The organism is Streptomyces cinnamoneus (assembly GCF_014650495.1).
GTDB lineage: Bacteria > Actinomycetota > Actinomycetes > Streptomycetales > Streptomycetaceae > Streptomyces > Streptomyces cinnamoneus.
In genome coordinates this window covers 52,361-74,466 of the sequence record NZ_BMVB01000016.1, presented here as the reverse complement: position 1 = coordinate 74,466, position 22,106 = coordinate 52,361, and the positions used below count along the sequence as shown (strand labels likewise).

23 protein-coding genes are annotated in these 22,106 nt (G+C 73.6%); 16 read left to right on the top strand and 7 right to left on the bottom strand.

The features are described 5' to 3' along the window. Positions 1-101 precede the first annotated feature (101 nt). The gene (gene glmM, locus IE182_RS21715) at positions 102-1,460 is read left to right on the top strand and encodes a phosphoglucosamine mutase (protein ID WP_190111575.1); all 1,359 of its coding nucleotides are present in this window, start codon (positions 102-104) and stop codon (positions 1,458-1,460) included. A gap of 94 nt (positions 1,461-1,554) precedes the next feature. Here glmM and coaA read toward each other — a convergent pair whose 3' ends face one another. Further along, positions 1,555-2,532, bottom strand: a complete 978-nt coding sequence (gene coaA, locus IE182_RS21710; protein WP_190111623.1) for a type I pantothenate kinase — start codon at positions 2,530-2,532, stop codon at positions 1,555-1,557. A gap of 187 nt (positions 2,533-2,719) precedes the next feature. On the opposite strand from coaA, the gene IE182_RS21705 reads away from it, so the two are divergent. Genes IE182_RS21705 through IE182_RS21695 form a run of 3 tightly spaced genes read left to right on the top strand, consistent with a single transcriptional unit; the run spans position 2,720 to position 5,261 of the window. Beyond that, a complete protein-coding gene (locus IE182_RS21705) occupies positions 2,720-3,004 on the top strand; it encodes a hypothetical protein (RefSeq protein ID WP_190111627.1) in 285 nt (94 codons plus the stop codon). A gap of 38 nt (positions 3,005-3,042) precedes the next feature. After that, positions 3,043-4,896, top strand: a complete 1,854-nt coding sequence (gene glmS / locus IE182_RS21700; protein ID WP_190111574.1) for a glutamine--fructose-6-phosphate transaminase (isomerizing) — start codon at positions 3,043-3,045, stop codon at positions 4,894-4,896. Next, entirely contained in the window at positions 4,893-5,261 is a 369-nt protein-coding gene (locus tag IE182_RS21695; protein WP_190111573.1) for a holo-ACP synthase, read from the top strand. The genes glmS and IE182_RS21695 overlap by 4 nt, the downstream gene beginning before the upstream one ends. Before the next feature lie 45 nt (positions 5,262-5,306). On the opposite strand, the gene IE182_RS21690 is transcribed toward IE182_RS21695, so the two are convergent. Continuing rightward, positions 5,307-6,530, bottom strand: a complete 1,224-nt coding sequence (locus IE182_RS21690) for a hypothetical protein (RefSeq protein ID WP_190111572.1) — start codon at positions 6,528-6,530, stop codon at positions 5,307-5,309. A gap of 3 nt (positions 6,531-6,533) precedes the next feature. After that, a complete protein-coding gene (locus IE182_RS21685; protein ID WP_190111571.1) occupies positions 6,534-6,986 on the bottom strand; it encodes an SH3 domain-containing protein in 453 nt (150 codons plus the stop codon). Between the two features lie 387 nt (positions 6,987-7,373). Here IE182_RS21685 and IE182_RS21680 point away from each other — a divergent pair, with 387 nt between their 5' ends. The 5 genes from IE182_RS21680 to IE182_RS21660 all read left to right on the top strand — a co-directional run bounded on the left by IE182_RS21680 (position 7,374) and on the right by IE182_RS21660 (position 13,112). Next, positions 7,374-8,558 carry a helix-turn-helix domain-containing protein gene (locus IE182_RS21680; protein ID WP_190111570.1) on the top strand — a complete coding sequence of 395 codons (1,185 nt, stop codon included), beginning with the start codon at positions 7,374-7,376 and terminating at the stop codon, positions 8,556-8,558. Between the two features lie 143 nt (positions 8,559-8,701). After that, positions 8,702-8,860, top strand: coding sequence for a hypothetical protein (locus IE182_RS21675; RefSeq protein ID WP_190111569.1), 159 nt, complete (start codon positions 8,702-8,704; stop codon positions 8,858-8,860). Further along, positions 8,857-9,279, top strand: a complete 423-nt coding sequence (locus tag IE182_RS21670; RefSeq protein WP_190111568.1) for an ATP-binding protein — start codon at positions 8,857-8,859, stop codon at positions 9,277-9,279. Before IE182_RS21675 ends, IE182_RS21670 begins: the two co-directional genes overlap by 4 nt. A gap of 168 nt (positions 9,280-9,447) precedes the next feature. Beyond that, entirely contained in the window at positions 9,448-10,395 is a 948-nt protein-coding gene (locus IE182_RS21665; RefSeq protein WP_190111567.1) for a MerR family transcriptional regulator, read from the top strand. A 158-nt stretch (positions 10,396-10,553) separates the two neighbouring features. Next, the gene (locus tag IE182_RS21660) at positions 10,554-13,112 is read left to right on the top strand and encodes a serine protease (protein ID WP_190111566.1); all 2,559 of its coding nucleotides are present in this window, start codon (positions 10,554-10,556) and stop codon (positions 13,110-13,112) included. Here the strand turns inward: IE182_RS21660 and IE182_RS21655 are convergent. The 3 genes from IE182_RS21655 to IE182_RS21645 all read right to left on the bottom strand — a co-directional run bounded on the left by IE182_RS21655 (position 13,102) and on the right by IE182_RS21645 (position 15,261). Continuing rightward, entirely contained in the window at positions 13,102-13,482 is a 381-nt protein-coding gene (locus IE182_RS21655) for a PIN domain-containing protein (protein WP_190111565.1), read from the bottom strand. The two genes, IE182_RS21660 and IE182_RS21655, sit on opposite strands and share 11 nt — an antisense overlap. Further along, positions 13,479-13,733, bottom strand: coding sequence for a hypothetical protein (locus IE182_RS21650; RefSeq protein ID WP_190111564.1), 255 nt, complete (start codon positions 13,731-13,733; stop codon positions 13,479-13,481). The genes IE182_RS21655 and IE182_RS21650 overlap by 4 nt, the downstream gene beginning before the upstream one ends. Before the next feature lie 70 nt (positions 13,734-13,803). Continuing rightward, the gene (locus IE182_RS21645) at positions 13,804-15,261 is read right to left on the bottom strand and encodes an NAD(P)H-hydrate dehydratase (protein ID WP_190111563.1); all 1,458 of its coding nucleotides are present in this window, start codon (positions 15,259-15,261) and stop codon (positions 13,804-13,806) included. A gap of 80 nt (positions 15,262-15,341) precedes the next feature. Between IE182_RS21645 and alr the strand changes: the two genes are divergently transcribed. The 4 genes from alr (at position 15,342) to IE182_RS21625 (ending at position 18,793) form a co-directional block, all read left to right on the top strand. Continuing rightward, positions 15,342-16,529 carry an alanine racemase gene (gene alr, locus IE182_RS21640; RefSeq protein WP_190111562.1) on the top strand — a complete coding sequence of 396 codons (1,188 nt, stop codon included), beginning with the start codon at positions 15,342-15,344 and terminating at the stop codon, positions 16,527-16,529. A 1-nt stretch (position 16,530) separates the two neighbouring features. Continuing rightward, positions 16,531-17,787: an alpha/beta fold hydrolase gene (locus tag IE182_RS21635; protein ID WP_190111561.1), complete on the top strand. Its 1,257-nt coding sequence runs from the start codon at positions 16,531-16,533 to the stop codon at positions 17,785-17,787. 39 nt (positions 17,788-17,826) lie between these two features. Next, the gene (tsaE, locus tag IE182_RS21630) at positions 17,827-18,351 is read left to right on the top strand and encodes a tRNA (adenosine(37)-N6)-threonylcarbamoyltransferase complex ATPase subunit type 1 TsaE (RefSeq protein WP_190111560.1); all 525 of its coding nucleotides are present in this window, start codon (positions 17,827-17,829) and stop codon (positions 18,349-18,351) included. Positions 18,352-18,568: 217 nt separating this feature from the next. Continuing rightward, positions 18,569-18,793, top strand: a complete 225-nt coding sequence (locus IE182_RS21625) for a hypothetical protein (protein WP_190111626.1) — start codon at positions 18,569-18,571, stop codon at positions 18,791-18,793. Positions 18,794-18,932: 139 nt separating this feature from the next. Here IE182_RS21625 and IE182_RS21620 read toward each other — a convergent pair whose 3' ends face one another. Continuing rightward, the gene (locus IE182_RS21620; protein ID WP_190111559.1) at positions 18,933-19,523 is read right to left on the bottom strand and encodes a hypothetical protein; all 591 of its coding nucleotides are present in this window, start codon (positions 19,521-19,523) and stop codon (positions 18,933-18,935) included. 187 nt (positions 19,524-19,710) lie between these two features. Between IE182_RS21620 and tsaB the strand changes: the two genes are divergently transcribed. From tsaB to tsaD, 3 genes are read left to right on the top strand one after another with little or no spacing between them, the layout of a single operon-like run. Beyond that, positions 19,711-20,379, top strand: a complete 669-nt coding sequence (gene tsaB, locus IE182_RS21615; protein ID WP_190111558.1) for a tRNA (adenosine(37)-N6)-threonylcarbamoyltransferase complex dimerization subunit type 1 TsaB — start codon at positions 19,711-19,713, stop codon at positions 20,377-20,379. 32 nt (positions 20,380-20,411) lie between these two features. Continuing rightward, the gene (gene rimI, locus IE182_RS21610; RefSeq protein WP_190111622.1) at positions 20,412-20,924 is read left to right on the top strand and encodes a ribosomal protein S18-alanine N-acetyltransferase; all 513 of its coding nucleotides are present in this window, start codon (positions 20,412-20,414) and stop codon (positions 20,922-20,924) included. After that, on the top strand, positions 20,908-22,050 hold the full coding sequence (gene tsaD, locus IE182_RS21605) for a tRNA (adenosine(37)-N6)-threonylcarbamoyltransferase complex transferase subunit TsaD (protein WP_190111557.1): 1,143 nt from the start codon (positions 20,908-20,910) through the stop codon (positions 22,048-22,050). Before rimI ends, tsaD begins: the two co-directional genes overlap by 17 nt. The last annotated feature ends 56 nt before the right edge of the window (positions 22,051-22,106 follow it).

Sequence of the window (22,106 nt, the reverse complement as noted above, 5' to 3'; positions counted from 1 at the left end):
ACGATCCGTGCCGCCGGGGCGTTCGGCCATTACCGGTCAGGACTTGGTACGTATGTTCGGGGCCCGCTGACGGCCCCGCCCCGCTTTTTCGGAGGACACCTGTGGGACGACTCTTCGGTACGGACGGTGTGCGCGGTGTCGCCAACGCCGATCTGACGGCGGAGCTCGCGCTCGGCCTGTCGGTCGCGGCTGCGCATGTGCTCGCCGAGGCGGGGACCTTCGAGGGCCATCGCCCGGTGGCGGTGGTCGGCCGTGACCCGCGTGCGTCCGGTGAGTTCCTGGAGGCCGCCGTGGTGGCCGGTCTCGCCAGCGCCGGAGTGGACGTCCTGCGTGTCGGCGTGCTGCCCACGCCCGCCGTCGCCTACCTGACCGGTGCCCTGGGCGCCGACCTCGGCGTGATGCTCTCCGCGAGCCACAACGCCATGCCCGACAACGGCATCAAGTTCTTCGCCCGCGGCGGCCACAAGCTCGCCGACGAGCTGGAGGACCGCATCGAGCAGACGTACCGGGCGCACGCCTCCGGCGAGCCCTGGGACCGTCCCACCGGCGCCGGCGTCGGCCGCGTCAAGGACTACGACCAGGGCTTCGACAACTACGTCGCCCACCTGATCGGCGTCCTGCCCAACCGCCTCGACGGCATCAAGGTCGTCATCGACGGCGCCCACGGCGCCGCCTCCCGCGTCTCGCCCGAGGCGTTCTCGCGCGCCGGCGCCGAGGTCGTCACCATCGGCACCGAGCCCGACGGCCTCAACATCAACCACGAGTGCGGCTCCACCCACCTGGACAAGCTGCGCACCGCCGTCGTCGAGCACGGCGCCGACCTGGGCGTCGCCCACGACGGCGACGCCGACCGCTGCCTGGCCGTCGACGCCAAGGGCAACGAGATCGACGGCGACCAGATCCTCGCCGTGCTGGCGCTCGCCATGCGCGAGGCGGACTCGCTGCGCAAGAACACCGTCGTCGCCACCGTGATGTCCAACCTGGGCTTCAAGCTGGCCATGGAGCGCGAGGGCGTCCAGCTCGTCCAGACGGCGGTCGGCGACCGCTACGTGCTGGAGGAGATGAAGGCGAACGGCTTCGCCCTGGGCGGCGAGCAGTCCGGCCACGTCATCGTCCTCGACCACGCCACCACGGGCGACGGCACCCTGACCGGTCTGATGCTGGCCGCGCGCGTCGCCGCCACCGGCCGCTCGCTGGCCGACCTCGCGGGCGTCATGGAGCGCCTGCCGCAGGTGCTGATCAACGTCCGTGACGTCGACAAGTCCCGCGTCGGCTCCTCCGAGGAGCTCGCCACGGCCGTCAACGCCGCCGAGCGCGAGCTGGGCTCCACCGGCCGGGTGCTGCTGCGCTCCTCCGGCACCGAGCCGCTCGTCCGGGTGATGGTCGAGGCCGCCGACATCGAGCAGGCGCGCACCGTCGCCCAGCAGCTGGCCGACGTCGTGAAGTCGGCGCTGGGCTAGGCGCCTTTTCCGGGGCTGCGCCCCGGACCCCGGTCCTCAAAACGCCGGACGGGCTGATTCCTCAGCCCGTCCGGCGTTTTGTGCGTCCCGCCTCTCAGAGCTTGCGCAGCGACAGCCGCTGGACCTTGTGGTCGGGGCCCTTGCGCAGGATGAGGTTGGACCGGCCACGGGTGGGCGCCACGTTCTCCAGCAGATTCGGCTTGTTGATCGTGCGCCAGTTGCGGCGGGCGTAGTCCAGCGCCTCCTCCTCGGAGACCTGCGTGTACCGCCGGAAGTAGGAGTCGGGGTCCTGGAAGGCCGTCGCCCGCAGCTTCCTGAACCGCTCGTAGTACCAGCGCTCGATGTCCTCGGCGCGCGCGTCCACGTAGACGCTGAAGTCGAAGAAGTCGGCGAGCGAGACGCGCGTGCGCCCGTCCTGGCCCGGCTGGGCCGGCTGCAGGACGTTGAGGCCCTCGATGATCAGGATGTCCGGGCGGTGCACGGTCAGCCGCTCACCGGGCACGATGTCGTAGATCAGGTGGGAGTAGACCGGCGCGGAGACCTCGTCCTTGCCGGCCTTCACGTCCGCGACGAACCGGGTCAGGGCACGGCGGTCGTACGACTCGGGGAAGCCTTTCCGCGACATCAGCCCCCGGGCCTGCAGCTCGGCGTTGGACAGCAGGAAGCCGTCGGTGGTGACCAGCTCGACGCGCGGGTGCTCGGGCCAGCGGGCCAGCAGGGCCTGCAGCAGCCGGGCCGTGGTCGACTTGCCCACCGCGACGCTGCCGGCCACCCCTATGACGAAGGGCGTGCCGCGCTGGGCCCCCTTCTCGCCGAGGCTCTCGCCGAGGAAGGTGTTGAGCGTGCCGCGCAGGCTGCCGGTGGCCCCCACGTAGAGGTTGAGGAGCCGGGACAGCGGCAGGTAGATGTCGCGGACCTCGTCGAGGTCGATCACGTCGCCGAGCCCGCGCAGCCGCTCGACCTCCTCCGCCGTCAGGGGCAGAGGGGTGTTCTCCCGCAGGGCGCTCCACTGCGCGCGGCTGAGGTCCACGAACGGGGACGAGTCTGCGCGGCGTCGTTGCTGCGGGTCCATGGTGGTCGGCACGGGCCCATTGTGCGCGCGTGCGGCCCCGGCGGGTGACTTCGGGGTCCGTTTCTGCCGTGACGGTAGGGGACCGAGAGGTTCCTGTGGGTGAAGTTTTCTCGCGGGGTCTGTACCTACTCGCGGGTCAGGACTACGTTCCTCCCCCCGGTCCGCACGAGGCGAGGAGCTCTGCTCCGTGTTCGTTTTCTTTCTGGTCCTCCGGCTCGCCAGGAGGCGCGTACGGCGCCTCGTCCACCGCCGCTGTCCCGTTCCCGCCGTTCCCGCCGCCCGCGTCGCCCGCCCGGACTTCGCCGGGCAGGTGTGCGGCGACCTCGCCGCCGAGCTGCCGGAGGAGGACCTCGGCCAGGACCTCGACGACTGCCTCGACCGGTACGTTCTCGGCAGCAAACCGCGCTGTGAGGAGGTCGAGTACCTCGAACTCGTGCAGGAGGCCATCGACCGCATCGAGCGCGGGCGTTGACCCACGGGCGCCGGCCCCCGGGCCGTACGCTGCACCCCATGTGCGGAATCGTTGGCTATGTGGGAGGGCAGTCCGCCCTCGACGTCGTATTGGCAGGGCTGCGGCGGCTGGAGTACCGCGGCTATGACTCGGCCGGGGTGGCGGTGCTGGCCGACGGCGGGCTCGCCGCCGCGAAGAAGGCGGGCAAGCTCGCCAACCTGGAGAAGGAGCTGGCCGGCCGGCCGCTCCCCTCCGGCGCGACCGGCATCGGCCACACGCGCTGGGCCACCCACGGCGGTCCCACGGACGCCAACGCCCACCCCCACCTCGACAACCCCGGCCGCGTCGCCGTCGTCCACAACGGGATCATCGAGAACTTCGCCGCACTGCGGGCCGAGCTGGCCGAACGCGGCCACGCGCTGGAGTCGGAGACCGACACCGAGGTCGTCGCGCACCTGCTGTCCGAGGTCTTCTCCTCCTGCGGCGACCTCGCCGAGTCCATGCGGCAGGTCTGCCGCCGGCTGGAGGGCGCGTTCACGCTCGTGGCGGTGCACGCGGACGAGCCGGACGTGGTCGTGGGGGCGCGGCGCAACTCCCCGCTGGTCGTCGGGGTCGGTGACGGCGAGAACTTCCTCGCGTCGGACGTGGCGGCGTTCATCGCCCACACCCGGGAGGCGATCGAGCTCGGCCAGGACCAGGTCGTCGAGCTGCGCCGGGACCGCGTCACCGTCACCGGCTTCGACGGCACGCCGGCCGACGACGCCGTGCGCGCGTACCACGTCGACTGGGACGCCTCGGCCGCCGAGAAGGGCGGCTACGACTACTTCATGCTCAAGGAGATCGCCGAGCAGCCGCGGGCCGTCGCCGACACCCTCCTCGGCCGGATCGACGCGGCGGGCTCGCTGACCCTGGACGAGGTGCGGATCCCCGCGTCGGTGCTGCGGGAGGTCGACAAGGTCGTCATCGTGGCCTGCGGCACGGCCTACCACGCCGGAATGATTGCCAAGTACGCGATCGAGCACTGGACCCGCATCCCCTGCGAGACCGAGCTCGCCAGCGAGTTCCGCTACCGCGACCCGATCCTCGACCAGCGCACGCTCGTCATCGCCATCAGCCAGTCGGGCGAGACGATGGACACCCTCATGGCCCTGCGGCACGCGCGCGAGCAGGGGGCGAACGTCCTGGCCATCTGCAACACGAACGGCTCGACGATCCCGCGCGAGTCGGACGCCGTGCTGTACACGCACGCGGGGCCGGAGGTGGCCGTCGCCTCGACGAAGGCGTTCCTGACCCAGCTGGTGGCCTGCTACCTGGTCGCGCTCTACCTCGGCCAGGTGCGGGGCACCAAGTGGGGCGACGAGGTCGGCAGCGTGGTGCGCGAGCTGTCGGAGATCGCCGGGGAGGTGGAGGAGGTGCTGGAGACCATGGAGCCGGTGCGGGAGCTGGCCCGTTCCCTGGCCGACAAGAACACCGTCCTCTTCCTCGGCCGCCACGTGGGCTACCCCGTGGCGCTGGAGGGCGCCCTGAAGCTCAAGGAGCTGGCCTACATGCACGCCGAGGGCTTCGCCGCGGGCGAGCTCAAGCACGGTCCGATCGCGCTGATCGAGGACGACCTGCCGGTGGTGGTGGTCGTTCCCTCGCCGCGCGGCCGGTCCGTCCTCCACGACAAGATCGTCTCCAACATCCAGGAGATCCGGGCGCGCGGTGCGCGCACGATCGTCATCGCCGAGCGCGGCGACGAGGCGGTGCGCCCCTACGCCGACCACCTGATCGAGGTGCCGCCGACCCCGGTGCTGCTGCAGCCCCTGGTGGCGACGGTGCCGCTGCAGGTCTTCGCCTGCGAGCTCGCCACGGCGCGGGGCAACGAGGTCGACCAGCCGCGCAACCTGGCGAAGTCGGTGACCGTCGAATGATCGTCGGAGTGGGCATCGACGTCGCGGAGATCGACCGCTTCGACGCCGCGCTGCAGCGGACGCCGGGGATGGCGGACCGGCTGTTCGTGGAGCGCGAGCTGTTCCTGCCGAGCGGTGAGCGCCGGGGCATCGCCTCGCTGGCCGCCCGCTTCGCCGCCAAGGAGGCCCTGGCCAAGGCCCTGGGGGCGCCGGCCGGCCTGCTCTGGACCGACGCCGAGGTCGTCACGGAGGCCGGCGGCCGCCCGGCCCTCGTGGTGACGGGGACGGTGGCCGCGCGAGCGGAGGCGCTGGGGGTGCGGAGCTGGCACATCTCGCTGAGCCACGACGCGGGGGTGGCGTCGGCGGTGGTGATCGCGGAGGGGTGACGGGCCGCTCCGTCCGGGTCGGACGCCCTCTTCGGGGGCGTCCCCTCAGCGTGCGCCCGTGAGGTTGTACTGGCTGTCCAGGGTCAGGGTCATGGTGTACGAGGGCGATCCGGTCGTGCCGTTCTTGAACTGCCCGCTCAGCGTGTACGGCCCCGTCCGTGTGGTGCCGCCGGGGCTGGTGTCGGTGTCCGTCGTGGTTCCCGAACCCTGGACCGTGCCGTCCTGGAGCAGCTGCGCGTCCATGGGTCCGAGCGTCTCGTTGAGCACGCTGGCCACGCCGTTGAAGGCCGGGGTGTAGTTCACCTCGGTGACGGTGACGGTGATGCGCCCCGCCTCGTCGGGGCCCGGGCCGGAGGGATCGGATTGCTTCGCGATCGTCACGAAGCACTCGGGCTGCGCGCACACAGCGCCGTTCAGCGTCCCGTTGTACATCCCGTTGACGTCGAAGGTCGTGGGAGCGGCGGGCGGCGGGTTCGAGGGGGTCGGCGCCTGCGGATTCCCCGGTGCGGGGTTGCCGGGCTGTTGCGGGGCCGGGGCGGCCGGCGAGTGCGCCGGCGCCTCCTGGTGGGTGCGGTTCCAGAGGTAGACCGCCCCGCCGGCCAGCACCAGGATGATCACACCGCCGGTGATCAGCGAGCCGAGGCCGAGTCCCGCGATGCCGCCCACGCCCTCGGCGGCGGCCGCGCCGCCCACGGCTTCGCCTGCCGCGACCGCCTCGCCCGCGGCGATGCCCTCACCTACGGCGATGCCCTCACCCACGGCGACGCCTTCGCCCACGGCGGCGCCCTCACCGAGGGCGGCCCCCTCGCCCAGGGCGGCTCCTTCGCCGGCGGCCGCGCCTGGGGCGGCTGCGCCCGGTGCGACCGTCGCCGCGTCGGCACCGGCGGCGGGGGCGGCCGTCATCACGCGTGCGGCGGTCCCCAGGCTCCCGACCTTGGCGGCATTGTCCTGCAGGAACCGCGTGATCGCTTCGGGAGACCACTTCATGACGTTGACGAGGAAGTCCTTGAACCCGGCGGCCCCGGCGTCCAGGGCGGCATGGAGCTCGGCCTGCACGCGAGGGAACACTGTACGAAGCATGTCGCGGTATTCCTCGACGGTCTCCCCCAGGGTGCCGAAGTAATCGCCGAGTTGCATGCCGCCGGTGCGTAGCCCTTCTTCCACCTCCAGCAGCCCTTGTCCGATCATCCTCACGATGTTCTGCTGCTTCGAGACGAACGCCTCGAAGGCGGCTTGCAGGGCCTGCTCTTCTTCCGGCGTGACGGCCATGGCTCAGCCCTCCGCGGATCCGGCGGCCCGGTCCGGGGGCGGCTCCTCGTCCAGGAACGAGCCCATGGTGTGGAGCCGGATGCCGTCGTACCAGTACCAGGTCCCGCTGGGGAGATCGAGAAGCAGGGCACCGCTGTCCCGCATGACGAGCCCGGCGTGGAACGCCTGACGACGGAACGAGTCGAAGTCGATGCGTTGTGCCTGAAGGTCGTCCAGGAGTTGTTGATACGTACCGAGAGAGGTCTTGAGCTGCGACAGCAGCTCCATCCCGATGGCCTGCTCGGATTCTGTCGGCTCCTGCAGGCGCCGCCCGTCCACCCAGACGGGCCAGCCGCCCGAAGCGCACACGACGCGGGCCCAGCCGCTGGGTGACCGCTCGACGACCTGCACGCGCGTGCCGGGGTCCAGACGGCCGTCGGGGGCCTTCATCGCGTCGGGGGTCCGCCAGGAGTCCAAGCCCGTTGCGGGAACCACGTGGGTCGCCGCGAACGGCTCCCCCTTCGAGCCGCGATCGCTACCGGCCGGTACCTGCCATTGATGTCTTGTCGTGTCTGGACGGTCCATGTGCCCGACCCCTTCCAGGGCCCCTCTGCCAGTTTTGCACCGTGGGGGAGGCGGGGGTAGCCCCAGAATCCGGGCAGGTCAGTGACTCTCTGGGCCATACGGGCTCGCGCGAGTGGGACACGTTCGGGTGGACGTTGTGGGGAGGGCACCGCATCCGCCGACCGCGCCTCCGGCGGGTCCGGGTGCGGCGTGAACGGCCCCCGAGCCAGGGGCCGTTCACCATTGCTCTGTCGGCGGGCGGCGGTACCGTTCTTGTGTCGTGTCAGAACGGAGCTCCGTATGCCCCCGCACAGTGACGACTGCACCGGCGCGCGCATTGCGCGTACGCGCAAGGTACGCCGCCTGACCCAGAGAGAGCTGGCGGAACTCTCCCACGTCTCCTACAGCACGCTGACGAAGGTCGAGCAGGGCGCCCTGCCCGCGAGCCCTTCCGTCACCGGGGCCCTGGCCCGTGCCCTCTCGGTGCCCGTCACCGAGCTGACCGGGCAGCCCTACCTGGACGAACTCCGGGCGGACCAGCTGGACGGGCTGATCCAGCCGATCCGCGAGGCGCTGAACATCTACGACCTCGGGGCCGACCCGGACGTGACGCCCCGCCCCGTGGAGGAGCTGGAAGCGCACGCCGAGGAGCTGTGCTCCCTGGTCCGCGCGACGCGCATCAAGCAGGTCGCCGCGGACCTCCCCGGCCTGATCCACGAAGCCACCACCACGGCGCACACGACCCCCAGGGACCGCAACTGGCGCGTCCTCGCCAGTGCGTACCGCACTGCTTACGACGTGACCACGAAGCTCGGTTTCCCCGACCTCTGCACGGTCGCGCTGGACCGACTGGACTGGGCCGCGCAGCGGGCCTCGGACCCGGTGCTGGGCGGAATGCGGCAGTACCTGCGGGCCCTGGCCTACCTCCGCGCCAGCGATTACCGCACGGGGAAGCGGCTCGTGGTGCTGGGAATGTCCACTTTGGCGCAGGCCGAGCCGGGTCGCGTCCGCGACGTCGTCACCGGGCAGTTGCACTTGGGCGCCGCCGTGCTGGCGGGCCGCGACAAGGATGAGACGGCCGCCGACGGCCACCTCGCCGAGGCGCGGCGGATCGCCGAGCGCACGGGCGCGGCCGAGAAGGTGTACTGGCTGTCCTTCGGCCCCACCAACGTCGTCGCCCACCGAGTGAGCGTCCTCGCCGAGCTCGACCGGTACCCCGAGGCCGTACGGGCCGCCGAGGAGAGTCCGCTCCCCGACGACTGGCCGCCCTCCCGCCGGGCTCACCACTACACCGAGGTCGCCCGCGCCGAGATGTGGACCGGCCGCACGGACGCGGCCTTCAAGAACCTGCAGCTGGCCCGCAAGGTGGCGCCGCAGCAGACGCGCTACCACCCGACCGTCCGGGAGACCTTCGCAGGACTGGAGTCGGCGAAGCGGCGCATGCCGGACAGCTTCAACAACTACGGGACCTGGCTGGGAAGATGACGGGCAGCAAGGCGTCGGCCGAGGCTATCGGTCACGTCTGATAGTTGGGGCCTTGTGGTGTCGGCAGGCTGTGAAGGTCGGAGGACCCCCGCAACCGCGCGAACGGCCCGGGGGCGTGGCCAACGCTGCTGAGGAGCGTCGACATGCGAGACCCCATCCGCCGCATCACCCGGTGGGCGAGAGCCCTTCTCGACGGCCACCGGCCGTCGAAGTCACCGGCCCCCGCACCGCACGCGCCGTGCACCACCCACCGCGCGGTGATCAGCGCGCACAGCATCGACTTCGTGGCGGTGCGCCCATGAGCGACGCGCCCGCCGAGAACTACCGTCTCTCCGCCCCCGTGGCGCCCGGCACCGCCCGGCTGGCCCGGGAGTTCGTGACCGCCTCCCTCGTCGCGGCCGACCGCCACCCGCTGATCGAGAACGCCCGGATCTGCGTCTCCGACGCCGTGACCAACGTCGTGCGCCACGCGCGCGTGCCCGAGCTCGCCGTCGAGGTGACGGTCCACACCGGCCGCGTGGTCGTGGCCGTACGGGACGACGACCCCGGACGGCCCCCGTGGCCGCGGCAGCCGCACTCCGGCGAGGGCGACGGCAAGGGCATGGCCCTGCTGCGCAGGCTGTCCCACGCCTCCGGCGTGATCTGGGTGTGGGACGAGCTCACGCCCGTGGGCAAGGAGGTCTGGTTCGAGCTGCGCGAGGGCGGGCCGGCGCTCGCCTGATCCGCCCCGCCCCGCCGTACCCCGGCCCGGACGTGCACCCCCGTGGCGCGTCCGGGCCGGTCCGTGCACATGCGAGGATCTTCGTACCTCAAGCCGGGTTGAGGTCAAGGCTCCCCCGTGATGCACCGGCTTGACTCTCCAGCGACGGGAGACCCCACGGTGGTGGACATGGACGACGGCATCCCGCTCTATTCCATCGGCGAGCTGGCCCGGCTGACCGGCCTGACGGTCAAGACGATCCGGTTCTGGTCCGATGCCGGCGTGGTGCCGCCGACCGACCGCACACCCGCGGGCTACCGGCTCTACGGGCCGCAGGCCCTGGCCCGGCTCGGCCTCGTCCGCACGCTGCGCGAACTCGGCGTCGGCCTCACCGCCATCCAGCGCGTGCTGGCGCGCGAGGTCACCGTCGCCGACGTCGCCGCCGTGCACGCCGAGGCCCTGGAGACGCAGATCCGCACCCTGCGGCTGCGCCGGGCCGTGCTCAGGGCGGTAGCCGGACGCGGGTCCACACCGGAGGAGTTGGAACTGATGCACAAGCTCGCGCACCTCACCGACGGGGAACGCCGCCGGCTGATAGAGGACTTCATCGACCACGCCTTCGACGGCCTGGACGTCGACCCCGGCTTCCTGGCCACGATGCGCAACGCCATGCCGATGCTGCCCGAGGACCCCTCGCCCGAGCAGATCGACGCCTGGGTGGAGCTCGCGGAGCTCGTCCAGGACGACGGTTTCCGGGCCGGCATGCGCAGGGCGGCCGACGACCAGATGCGGGCCTGGGCGGAGGCAGGCCGGCCGGGGGTCGAGGAGACGCGGCGGCAGGCGGATCTGATCAGGGAGCGGACGGGTGCGGCGCGGAAGGCGGGGATCGCGCCGCAGTCGCCGCAGGCCCGGCCGTTCGTCGACGACATCGTCGTGGCCTCGGCCCAGATGACGGGACGCCAGGACTCGCCGGAGTTCCGGGCGTGGCTCCTGGAGCAGCTGGAGAGCGGCCACGACTCGCGCTACGAGCAGTACTGGCGGCTCCTGGCGGTGATCAACGGGTGGCGGCAGCCCGACATGGGCCCGGCCGTCGAGTGGCTGATCGCGGCGCTGCGGGCCGGGGGGCCCGCGGCCTGACGGGCCGGCGTCCGCCCGGCTCGGGGGTCCGGGCGGGCGCCTCGTCCGTGCGTCTTCCCGATCCCCCCGCTCGCATGCGACGGCTGGCGTATCGTCTGCTCCGCTCGTAGCGCGGAGGGGGAGAGGCTGTGCACCCGGCGAGGGAACGCATTGCGGCGGTGTTCGGGCGGAGTCAGGGCAGTGGATACCTGCTGGCGCCGAACGTCGTCCTGACCGCCGCGCACGTGGTGGGTGACTGCGACGCTCCCTCGGTGATCGTGCCCGGCGGGACCGGCAGGGTCCGCTGCCGGGTGGCGTGGGCGCGGGACGACGACCGGCGGTGCGACGCAGCGTTGCTGGTGGCCGAGCGGGACCTGGTCGTGCCGGAGACCGCGGCGGCGTTCGAGCCGCTGGTCTGGGGCCGGGCCTACGACCTGCGCGCCTGGCCGGGCGCGCAGGCCATCGGCTACCCGCAGGTGCAGCGCGACGCCGGCGGCGGGCTCGACACCGAGCAGGTGCTCGGCACGCTCAAGCCGGGCAGCAACCTGCTCAGCGGGCGGCACGTCCTCGACAGCGAGTACGGCGCCCCCGGCGCACCCGGTGACGGGGGCTCGCCGTGGGCGGGCATGTCGGGTGCGGCCGTGTTCGTGGACGGCCTGCTGGCCGGGGTGGTGTGCGCCGACCCGAACGGCTGGCGGCACGGCCGGCTGACGGTCACGCCGTCGGCGACGCTGTGGTCGGAGTTCAGCTTCCTCAGCGAGTGCCTGCTGGCGGGCCACAAGCCGCAGTCGCGCTCGCTGGCGTCGCCACGGCAGCTGGAGATCGAGGCGTTCGAGCGGCGGCTGCGCGACTACGTCGTCGAGAAGTCCGGCGAGCTGACCATCATCGGGCTGACGCTCTCCGACGGCGAGGGCGAGACGTGGCCGCTCGACGCCGCCTACCTCAGCCTCGAACTCACCGGCCCCACGCCCGGGCCGCAGGCGCGGCCCGGGGAGACCTGTGCCGACGGCGGGCGGCGTGCGGTGCCCTCGCCGCAGCGCGCGGAGGAGGCGCTGGCCGGGCACCGGCGGGTGCTGCTCCGCGGTGCCGCCGGGTCGGGCAAGACCACGCTGCTGCAGTGGCTGGCCACGACGACCGCGCGCGGTGATCTGCCGCCCGGGCTCGGGCACTTGAGCGGCTGCATGCCGCTGATGCTGCCCCTGCGCACCCTCATCCGCAGGGGTGCGCTGCCGCAGCCGGAGGAGTTCCTCGCGGCCGCGGCCGGACCGCTGGCCGGGGTGCCGGCGGCGCAGGGGTGGGTGACGGGCCGGCTGGACGAGGGCACGGCGCTGCTGCTGATCGACGGCGTCGACGAGGTGCCCGAGGCCGACCGTCGGCGCACCCTCGCCTGGGTGAAGGACCTGCTGGCCGCCTACCCCGACGCCCGGTACGTCATCACGACGCGCCCGTCGGCCGTGCGCGAGGGCTGGCTGTCGGACGCCGGCTTCACCGAGCTGGAGCTGCTGCCGATGAGCCGGGGCGACGTGCTCGCCTTCATCGACCGCTGGCACGCGGCGGCCGGACAGGAGCACGCCGGGCAGGAGCACGGGCAGGAGCACAGCGAGCGGCTGCGGGCGTTCAAGGAGTCGCTGAGCGCGGCCGTCGTCGCGAAACGGGACCTGGGCCGGCTCGCCACCAACCCCCTGATGTGCGCGCTGATCTGCGCCCTCAACCGCTCCCGCCGCGGCTACCTCCCGCACGGCCGCATGGAGCTCTACCGCGCGGCGCTCGACCTGCTGCTCATCCGGCGCGACCGCGAGCGCGAGATCGAGGTCGGCCTGGAGGGGCCGGAACTGGAGCAGGCGCAGACCGCCCTCTTACAGAAGATCGCCTACTGGCTGATCCGCAACGGCCGTGCGGAGATCGAGTGGCACAAGGCCGTGGAGATCCTCGACCGGGCGCTGCCCGCCATGCCGGCCGTCGCGGCGAAGGGCGGCGCGGAGGACATCCTGCGGCACCTGGTCGTGCGCAGCGGCCTGCTGCGGCAGCCGACCAGCGAGACCCTCGACTTCATCCACCGGACGTTCCAGGACTACCTGGGCGCCCAGGCCGCCGTCGACGACTGGGACTTCGACCTGCTCGTCAACCACGCCCACGACGACCAGTGGGAGGACGTCCTGCGCATGGCCGTCGGGCACGCCCCGCCGCGCGCCCGGGCGGAGCTGTTGCGCAAGCTGCTGGAGCGCGGCGACGCCGAGGACGCCAACCGGCACCGTCTGCACCTGCTGGCCGCGGCCTGCCTGGAGCAGGTGACCGAGGTCGACCCGGACGTTCGCACCCGGGTGGAGAAGGCCGCCGCCGAGCTGGTGCCCCCGCGCGACACGGAGTCGGCCAAGGCCCTGGCGGAGGCGGGCCGGATCGTCCTGGACCTGCTGCCGGGCCCGGAGGGCCTGTCCGACGAGGTGGCCCACGCGGTGGTGGTGGCGGCCACGACGGTGGCGGACGACCGCGCCATCCCCCTCCTGTCGCGCTACGCCACCCACCCCTCGCGCCAGGTGCGCGCCCAGCTGGCCTGGGCGTGGGACCGTTTCGACACGGACCACTACGCGCACGCCGTGATCGGCCGCCTCCCGTACGACGACGGCCTGGCGTTCGTGGTCAAGAACAGCGCCCAGGAAGACGCCCTCCGGAGACTGGGCGGCCGGCCGGAGGTGTGGTCTGCCGGACAGTGGCAGCGGCGGTCCCGCACTACGGATTGACGTCCAGGACTCGCACTGCCTGTCCCGCCCACCGGGCAGGTGCGGTGGTGGCGACGTATGCGCCGTCGGGCCGTTCGGCGGTCGGCTCGGCCGCGTACTGCGTGTGTGCCGGGGCCCAGTTGTCCTTGCCCGCGACGGCCAGTGCTGCGGGCAGGTCCAGGTCGAGAACGATGATGCCGGGCAGGGCGGCGATGTGTTCGGCCGTGCCGGGGCGTTTACGGTCCGCTTCCACCAAGGCGCACGTGGGGGCGTACAGGTGCCATCCCGCCTCGGTGTGCGCCCGGTGGATCAACCGGGAGGTCATGGCGTTGCCCTGGCCGGCGGCCACCATGGCGGTCTCGTCAAGGACGATGTGAACGTGGTCGCTCACCGAGCCGCCTCCACCAGGCGCCGGTCCAGCTCGGCGTCGAGGCGGGCCTCCTCGTCCGGACTTGGGTCGTAACCAGTCCACTCGTGCAGGAGTTGGCGAGCCCGTTCGGCCTGCTCTGCGCGCTCGGCGGGGGTGAGAACGCTGTCGGCGAGGCGCGCGAGATAGGCACGCAGCGACATGCCTTCGGCGGCGGCGACTTCGGCGAGGCGGTCACGTGCCTCGGCAGGGATGCGGATGTTGGCATCGGCCATGGATGGGTCCTTCCACTCCCCTCCAAGGGTACGGGTACGTCCCCGTACCCGTACGGGGGGTTCGTCGTGTTCACCCGATCGAGACGTCCCGCCACACCCCCCGCAGTTCCTCCGCCACGCCCAGTGCCGTGATCGGTGCGGCTCCCAGTTGCCGTGCCGCCAGGCCGTGCAGGTACGCGCCCGCGGACGCCGCGTCGCGGGCCGCCAGGCCCGCCGCCAGCAGCGAGCCGGTCAGGCCGGACAGCACGTCCCCGCTGCCCGCCGTCGCCAGCCAGGGGGTGCCGGTGGGGTTGACCCGGACCGCCGGATGCGTGGCGGAGGCGATCAGGGTCGTGGAGCCCTTGAGGAGGGCGGTGACGCCGAAGCGGTGGGCCAGCTCGCGGGCGGGCGGCAGGCGGGCCGCCTCGACCTCCTCGCGGGAGCGGCCCAGCAGGGCGGCGGCCTCTCCGGCGTGCGGGGTCAGGACCGTCGCGGCGGAGCGGGACCGCACGGTGTGCGGGTCCAGCAGGCGCAGGCCGTCGGCGTCGATCAGGACGGGGACGTCCGACGCCAGGACGTCCTCCAGCGCCTGCCGGGCCTCCGCGCCGTCCCCCAGGCCGGGCCCGGCCACCCACGCCTGGACGCGGCCCGCCTTCGACGGGGGGCCCGTCGTCACCAGGGTCTCCGGGAAGCGGGTGATCACCGCCTCCGCCGCCGGCCCCGCGTAGCGGACGGCGCCCGCGCCGCCGCTGAGGGCGCCGGCCACGGCCAGCACCGCGGCGCCCGGGTAGCGGGCCGAACCGGCCACGACGCCCACGACGCCCCGGCGGTACTTGTCGCTCTCGGCGGCCGGCCGGGGCAGCAGCGCGGCGACGTCCGCGTGCTGCAGCGCCTCCACGTCCGGTTCGGCCGGCAGGTACGGCCCCAGCCCGATGTCCACCAGCCGCAGCGCCCCGGCGTGCTCGCGTGCCGGGTCGATGAGCAGCCCCGGCTTGTACGTGCCGAAGGTGACCGTCGCGTCCGCCCGTACCGCCGCCCCGCGCACCTCGCCGCTGTCCGCGTCGACGCCGCTCGGCAGGTCGACGGCGACGACCGGCGCGCCCCCGTCCTCCGCCGCCCGCACCAGGGCCTGCGCCTCGGGCCGCAGGCCGCCCCTGCCCCCGATCCCGACGATGCCGTCGACGACCAGGTGCGCGCGGGCGAGCGCCCGCCCGGCGGCCGGCCCGTCCGTGGCGGGCACCGCCCGGCCCCCCGCGGCCCGCAGCGCCCGCAGCCCGCCGGCGTGGGCGCGGTCCGGCGCCAGCAGCACCGCCGTCACGCCCGCGCCGCGGCGGGCCAGGCGCGCGCCCGCGTACAGGGCGTCGCCGCCGTTGTCCCCGCTGCCGACGAGCAGGGCGACCCGCGCCCCGTACACGCGGCGTCCCAGCAGGTCGGCGCAGGCCGCCGCCAGGCCCGCGGCGGCGCGCTGCATCAGGGCGCCCGCGGGCAGCGCGGCCATCAGTTCCCGCTCCGCGGCCCGTACCGTCTCGACGCTGTAGGCAGTCCTCATGGGCCCAGCCTCCCCCGTCCGCCCCGGTTGTGACACCCGTGAGACATCACCGGGGACCATGGCCTGAGACACTGACGGGGATGAGTGAGACACCGATGCGCGCCCGAGCCGTGGTCGACCTGGCCGCCCTGCGGGCCAACGTACGTGCTCTGCGGGCCCGTGCCCCCCGTGCGCAGCTGATGGCCGTCGTGAAGGCCGACGCGTACGGGCACGGCGCCGTGCCCTGCGCCAGGGCCGCGCGCCAGGCCGGCGCGCAGTGGGTCGGAACGGCCACTCCGCACGAGGCGCTGGCCCTGCGTGCCGCCGGCGACCGGGGCCGGCTGATGTGCTGGCTCTGGACGCCCGGCGACCCGTGGCGCGAGGCCGTCGAGGCGGACATCGACGTGTCGGTCAGCGGGCTGTGGGCCCTCGACGAGCTGACGGCGGCCGTCCGTGCGGCCGGCCGCCCCGCCCGCGTCCAGCTGAAGATCGACACCGGTCTCGGCCGCAACGGCTGCCAGCCCGCCGACTGGGAGAAGCTCGTCGCCGCCGCCCGGGACGCCGAGCGGGCCGGCCTGCTGAAGGTCACCGGCATCTGGTCGCACTTCGCCTGCGCCGACGAGCCGGGCCACCCCTCCATCCGGGCGCAGCTCGACGTCTTCCGGGACGCGGTCTCCTACGCCGAGCGCCAGGGGCTGACCCCCGAGGTCCGGCACATCGCCAATTCGCCGGCCACCCTGACCTTGTCCGAGACCCATTTCGACATGGTGCGGACGGGCGTCGCGATGTACGGCGTGTCGCCCAGCCCCGAGGTGGGCGTCCCCGAGGACTTCGGCCTCAGGCCGGTCATGACGCTCTCCGCCTCCCTGGCCTCGGTCAAGCGCGTGCCGGGGCACCACGGCGTCTCGTACGGCCACACCTACCTCACCCCCGGTGAGACGACCCTCGCGCTGGTCCCCGTCGGCTACGCGGACGGCATCCCGCGGGCGGCCTCCGGCACCGGCCCGGTGCTGGTGGGCGGCAAGTGGCGCACGGTGGCGGGCCGGGTCGCGATGGACCAGTTCGTCGTCGACCTGGGCGGGGACAGCGCCCAGGCCGGTGACGAGGCGGTGCTCTTCGGCCCCGGCGACCGCGGCGAGCCGACCGCCGAGGACTGGGCCCGGGCGACCGGAACCATCGCCTACGAAGTCATCACCCGCATCTCCGCGCGCGTGCCCCGCGTCTATGTCGGAGAGGTCCGGGAAGAAGAGGGAACCGGACTCGACGGACGCGACGACACGGGGGCGTGAGATGAGCGAGGGCGGCGACAGTACGGGAGCGGCGGCGGCACTCGCCGCCGCCGCCGGAGCCACGGCAGCGGCCGCGGGGGCCACGACGGCGGCCGGCGCGGGCGGGACCGGCTGGCGCCTCGGCGCGGGCCTCGCGGGCGCCGCGGTGGGCGTCGTCGCCGCCGGAGCGGCGGTCGGTGTGGCCGTCGAGCGGCTGACGGTCGGCCGTGGCATGCGCCGCAAGGCACGCCTCGCCCTGGACGCGGCGGGCCCGTACGGGACGCTGCGCGGCACGCCCGGCACCGCCGTCGCCGAGGACGGGACGGTTCTCCACTACGAGGTGGACGAGGCCGACCCCGAGGGCGCCGGTGGCCGCCGCGGCCGGCTCTTCGGCCGCCGTCCCGCGCCCGCCGTCACCGTCGTCTTCAGCCACGGCTACTGCCTGAGCCAGGACTCCTGGCACTTCCAGCGCGCCGCCCTGCGCGGCGTCGTGCGCACCGTCTTCTGGGACCAGCGCAGCCACGGCCGCTCCGCCCGCGCCGAGGGCGGCGATCCGGTCAGCATCGACCTGCTCGGCCGCGATCTGAAGGCCGTCATCGACGCCGCCGCCCCCGAGGGGCCGCTGGTGCTGGTGGGGCACTCGATGGGCGGGATGACGACCATGGCCCTGGCCGCCCAGTACCCCGAGCTGATCGCCGAGCGGGTCGTCGGCGCGGCCTTCGTCGGCACCTCCTCGGGCAAGCTCTCCGAGGTCACCTACGGGCTCCCGGCCGCCGGCATGAACCTGGTGCGCCGGGCGGTCCTGCCCGGCGCGTTCAAGCTGATGGCGGCGCAGACCGAGCTGGTGGAGAAGGGACGGCGGGCGACCGCGGACCTCCTCGCGGGGATCATCAAGCGCTATTCGTTCGGGTCGAGGGACGTCGACCCGGCGGTCGCGCGCTTCGCCGAGCGCCTCATCGAGGCGACGCCCGTGGACGTGGTCGCCGCGTTCTACCCGGCGTTCGACGAGCACGACAAGGTGGCGGCCCTGGAGGCGTTCGGCCGCCTCCCGGTGCTGGTCCTCGCGGGCGAGAAGGACCTGATCACCCCGAGCGGGCACAGCGAGGTCATCGCGGCCGCGCTGCCGGACGCCGAGCTGGTCGTGGTGGAGGGCGCCGGGCACCTGGTCATGCTGGAGCAGCCGGCCACCGTCTCCTCGCACCTGACCGCGCTGCTGACGGCCACCGGCGCGGCCGGGGTCCGGCAGGGACGCGCGGCCGGAGCACAACCGGGCGGCTGAGGCCCGTACGGCCGCCCCGGCCCCGTACCATCGGCGAATATGAACGTCCCGCACGAGACCTCCGCCGCCACCGCCGCGCAGCTCACCGTGAAGTCCGCCGAGGACATGCGCGAAGTGGGCCGCAGGCTGGCGACGCTGCTGCGCCCCGGCGACCTGGTGCTGCTCTCCGGCGAGCTGGGCGCCGGCAAGACGACCATGACCCGCGGCCTGGGCGAGGGCCTCGGCGTCCGTGGCGCCGTGACCTCCCCGACCTTCGTCATCGCCCGCGTGCACCCGCCGCTCGGCGACGGCCCCGCCCTGGTCCACGTCGACGCCTACCGGCTCTCGGGCGGGCTGGACGAGATGGAGGACCTGGACCTCGACGTCTCGCTGCCGGAATCCGTGATCGTCGTGGAGTGGGGCGACGGCAAGGTCGAGGACCTGTCCGAGGACCGCCTGCGGGTCGTCATCGAGCGCGCGGTGGGCGCGGACGCCCCCGTCGACGACGCCGACGACGTGCGCAGCGTGACGGTCACGGGCGTGGGCGACCGCTGGGCGTCGGTCGACTTCGCGCTCCTGGGCTAGGCGGCGGGGCGGGGCCTGCGGGGCCCCTGCGGGGCAGTGCCGGCGGGGTCGGCGCGGCCTGTTGCCGAACATTCCGACAGTCCGTCGGGAAGATGTTGCGCGCGCGGCCGCGGACGTGGTCACATGGAGAGGCGGAGGGTTGGTTAGGTGTGCCTAACTCGGTCCTGGCACACTCCTGACTCGCTCCGTCCGGCCCCAGCTGCCCCAGGAGGCACTCATGTCGGCCCACGAGCCCGCTGCCGCTGCCGCCTCGGCGAACCGCTCCGAGCCCGAGGAGCGCCGCCCCCTGTCGATGCGCGACCTGCTCGCCGCCTGCGCCGCGGCCGACGCCGTCTCCACCCCGCCGAAGGCGCCGGGGACCGTCACGCCGGGCCCCGACGAGCCGCAGGAGCGGGGGCCGGGGCGCGGGGAGACCCCGGACCCGGAGCGCGACGCCGCGTAGGAGTGGGGCGGGTGAGAGCCGGAAGCCGGACGGACCGTCCGACAGGCCGGAAGCCGGGTGAGCCGGAAGCCGGGCGGGCCGGAAGCCGGGTGAGCCGGACGGGCCGGAAGCCGGGCGGGCCCCTTACGGGGCCCCGGGCTTACGGGACGACGACCACCTTCGTGTTGTTCACGGCGAACTCCCACATCGCCCGCCCGTCCGCGGGCTGCTCACGGATGCCGCCGGTCTTCTTCGCCGGGTCCGGCTTCGGCGACGAGCCGTCGACGGCCGCGCTGAAGCCGAAGACGATCCCGGCCGAGTCCTTGTGGAAGCGCACCACGTGCTCGATCGGAATGCCGTCCGAGCCGGTGACCTGCGGGTCGCGCGAGGTGACCTTGTACGCCCCGGGCGGCGGGCTGACGGTGCTGGGCGCCACCTCGTACGTCCGGGTGGCCTTGCCGTCGGAGCCGACGAGCCACACCCGCTTCTTGCCGAGCGCGTAGACGACCCGCAGGCCCGTGCCCGAGCCCTCGGGGACCGCGTTCGCCGCCTGGCCCTGACCCTGGGCATCGGAGGCCGCGCCCTTGTCCGAGCCGCCGTCGCCCTTCGCCTTGCCGGACTCCTGGCCCGTGGCCTGCGCGCTCTTCGGGTGGTCGGGTGCGGCCTCCGCCTGCACGGCCAGGAAGCCGACTCCGGCCAGGGCCGCCGCGGTGAGCGTGGCCACGAAGATTCCTGAGCTGCTGCGTGCCACGGTGCGCACCTTTCGTCCTGCGTTCGGGTCGCCCCGATGTGCCGCTACGTACTGCCTGCACGCCCCGTCGGCACAGTGCTCGTACGACTATGCGGCTGACCGTAGCACCCGCTCAGTGACCCCGCCGCGCCCCCGCGGCGGCCGGTGCGGGCACCGGACGCCCCACGGCGCGCCGTAGGCTTGTTCCGTGCTGCTGCTCGCTCTGGATACCGCCACCCCCGCCGTCACCGTCGCCCTCCACGACGGCGACTCCGTCGTCGCCGAGTCGAGCCAGGTGGACGCCCGCCGGCACGGGGAGCTGCTGCTGCCCGCTGTCGACCGGGTGCTGGCCGAGGCGGGCCGCAAACTGGACGCCGTGACCGGCATCGTCGTCGGGGTCGGCCCCGGCCCGTACACCGGCCTGCGCGTCGGCATCGTCACGGCCGCGACCTTCGCCGCCGTGCTGGACGTTCCCGTCCACAGCCTGTGCACGCTGGACGGCATCGCGTACGCGGCCGGTCTGGCGGGGCTGGAGGGAGAGTTCGTCGTGGCCACGGACGCCCGCCGCAAGGAGGTCTACTGGGCCAGGTACGCGGACGCCCGCACCCGCGTCACCGAGCCGGCCGTGGACCGTCCGGCCGAGCTCGCGGAGCGGGTCGCCGGCCTCACGGCCGTCGGCGCGGGCGCCGTGCTCTACCCGGACGCGTTCACCGACGTACGGGCCGACCTGCCGCAGCACCAGTCGGCGGGCGCGCTGGCCGCGCTGGCCGCGGAGAAGCTGCGCACGGGCGGGGAGTTCCTGCCGGGCCAGCCGCTGTACCTGCGCCGCCCCGACGCCCAGGTGCCGGCCAACTACAAGGTGGTCACCCCCCAGTGACCGGGACCGCCGCAGCCGTGGGCATCCGGGAGATGCGCTGGTGGGACATCGGCCCGGTGCTGGAGCTCGAACGCGAGCTCTTCCCGGACGACGCGTGGTCCAAGGGGCTCTTCTGGTCCGAGCTGGCCCACGCGCGCGGTGCGAACGCCAACCGCCGCTACGTGGTGGCCGAGACGGCCGGGGCCGCCCCCGCCGGCGCCGGGGAGGCGCCCCGGCGGATCGTCGGCTACGCCGGGCTCGCCGCCATCGACGGCACCGGCGACGTGCAGACGATCGCCGTGGCCAAGGAACACTGGAGCACCGGCCTGGGCGCCCGCCTCCTGGCCGAACTGCTCACGACCGCGACCGCCTTCGAGTGCCACGAGGTGCTGCTCGAAGTGCGCGTCGACAACACCCGCGCCCAGCGCCTGTACGAACGCTTCGGCTTCGAGCCCGTGGGCGTGCGCCGCGGCTACTACCAGCCCGGCAACGTCGACGCGCTCGTCATGCGCCTGTCCGATCCCATCACCGCAGTGCAAGGAATGCCCCATGGCTCGCAGGACTGACGAACCCCTCGTCCTCGGCATCGAGACCTCGTGCGACGAGACCGGCGTCGGTATCGTCCGCGGTCACACGCTGCTCGCGGACGCGGTCGCCTCCAGCGTCGACGAGCACGCCCGCTTCGGCGGCGTCGTCCCCGAGGTCGCCAGCCGGGCGCACCTGGAGGCCATGGTCCCGACGATCCAGCGCGCCCTGAAGGACGCGGGGGTGAGCGCGAAGGACCTGGACGGCATCGCGGTCACCGCGGGCCCGGGCCTCGCGGGCGCCCTGCTCGTGGGCGTCTCGGCGGCCAAGGCGTACGCGTACGCGCTGGGCAAGCCGCTCTACGGCGTCAACCACCTGGCCTCGCACATCTGCGTCGACCAGCTGGAACACGGTGCGCTGCCCGAGCCGACGATGGCGCTGCTGGTGTCCGGCGGCCACTCCTCGCTGCTCCTGGCACCGGACATCACCGCGGACGTCCGCCCGCTCGGCTCGACGATCGACGACGCGGCGGGCGAGGCGTTCGACAAGATCGCCCGCGTGCTGAACCTCGGCTTCCCCGGCGGCCCGGTCATCGACCGCTACGCCCGCGAGGGCGACCCGGACGCCATCCGCTTCCCGCGCGGCCTGACGGGCCCGCGCGACCCGATATACGACTTCTCCTTCTCCGGCCTCAAGACGGCGGTCGCCCGCTGGATCGAGGCCAAGCGCGCGGCGGGCGAGAACGTGCCGGTGGCGGACGTGGCGGCCTCGTTCCAGGAGGCGGTCGTGGACGTGCTGACGCGGAAGGCGGTGCGCGCCTGCAAGGACCACGGCGTGGACCACCTGATGATCGGCGGCGGTGTGGCGGCCAATACCCGTCTGCGCGCGATGGCCGAGCGCCGCTGCGAGGACGCGGGCATCACGCTGCGCGTGCCGCGCCCGAAGCTGTGCACGGACAACGGCGCGATGGTGGCGGCACTGGGCGCGGAGATGGTGGCCCGGGGCCGCGCGTCGTCGTCGTGGGACCTGTCGGCGGACTCGTCACTGCCGGTGACGGAGTCGCACGTGCCGGGGCATGGGGATGGCCACGGTCACGGCCATGGCCATGGCCATGGGCACGACCACGATCACTTCCACGAGCTGAGCAAGGACAACCTGTACTCGTAGGCGGACCGGAGCGGTCAAGGCCGCTTCGGCGGGTCCCCGTTCAGGTGGTCGCATGC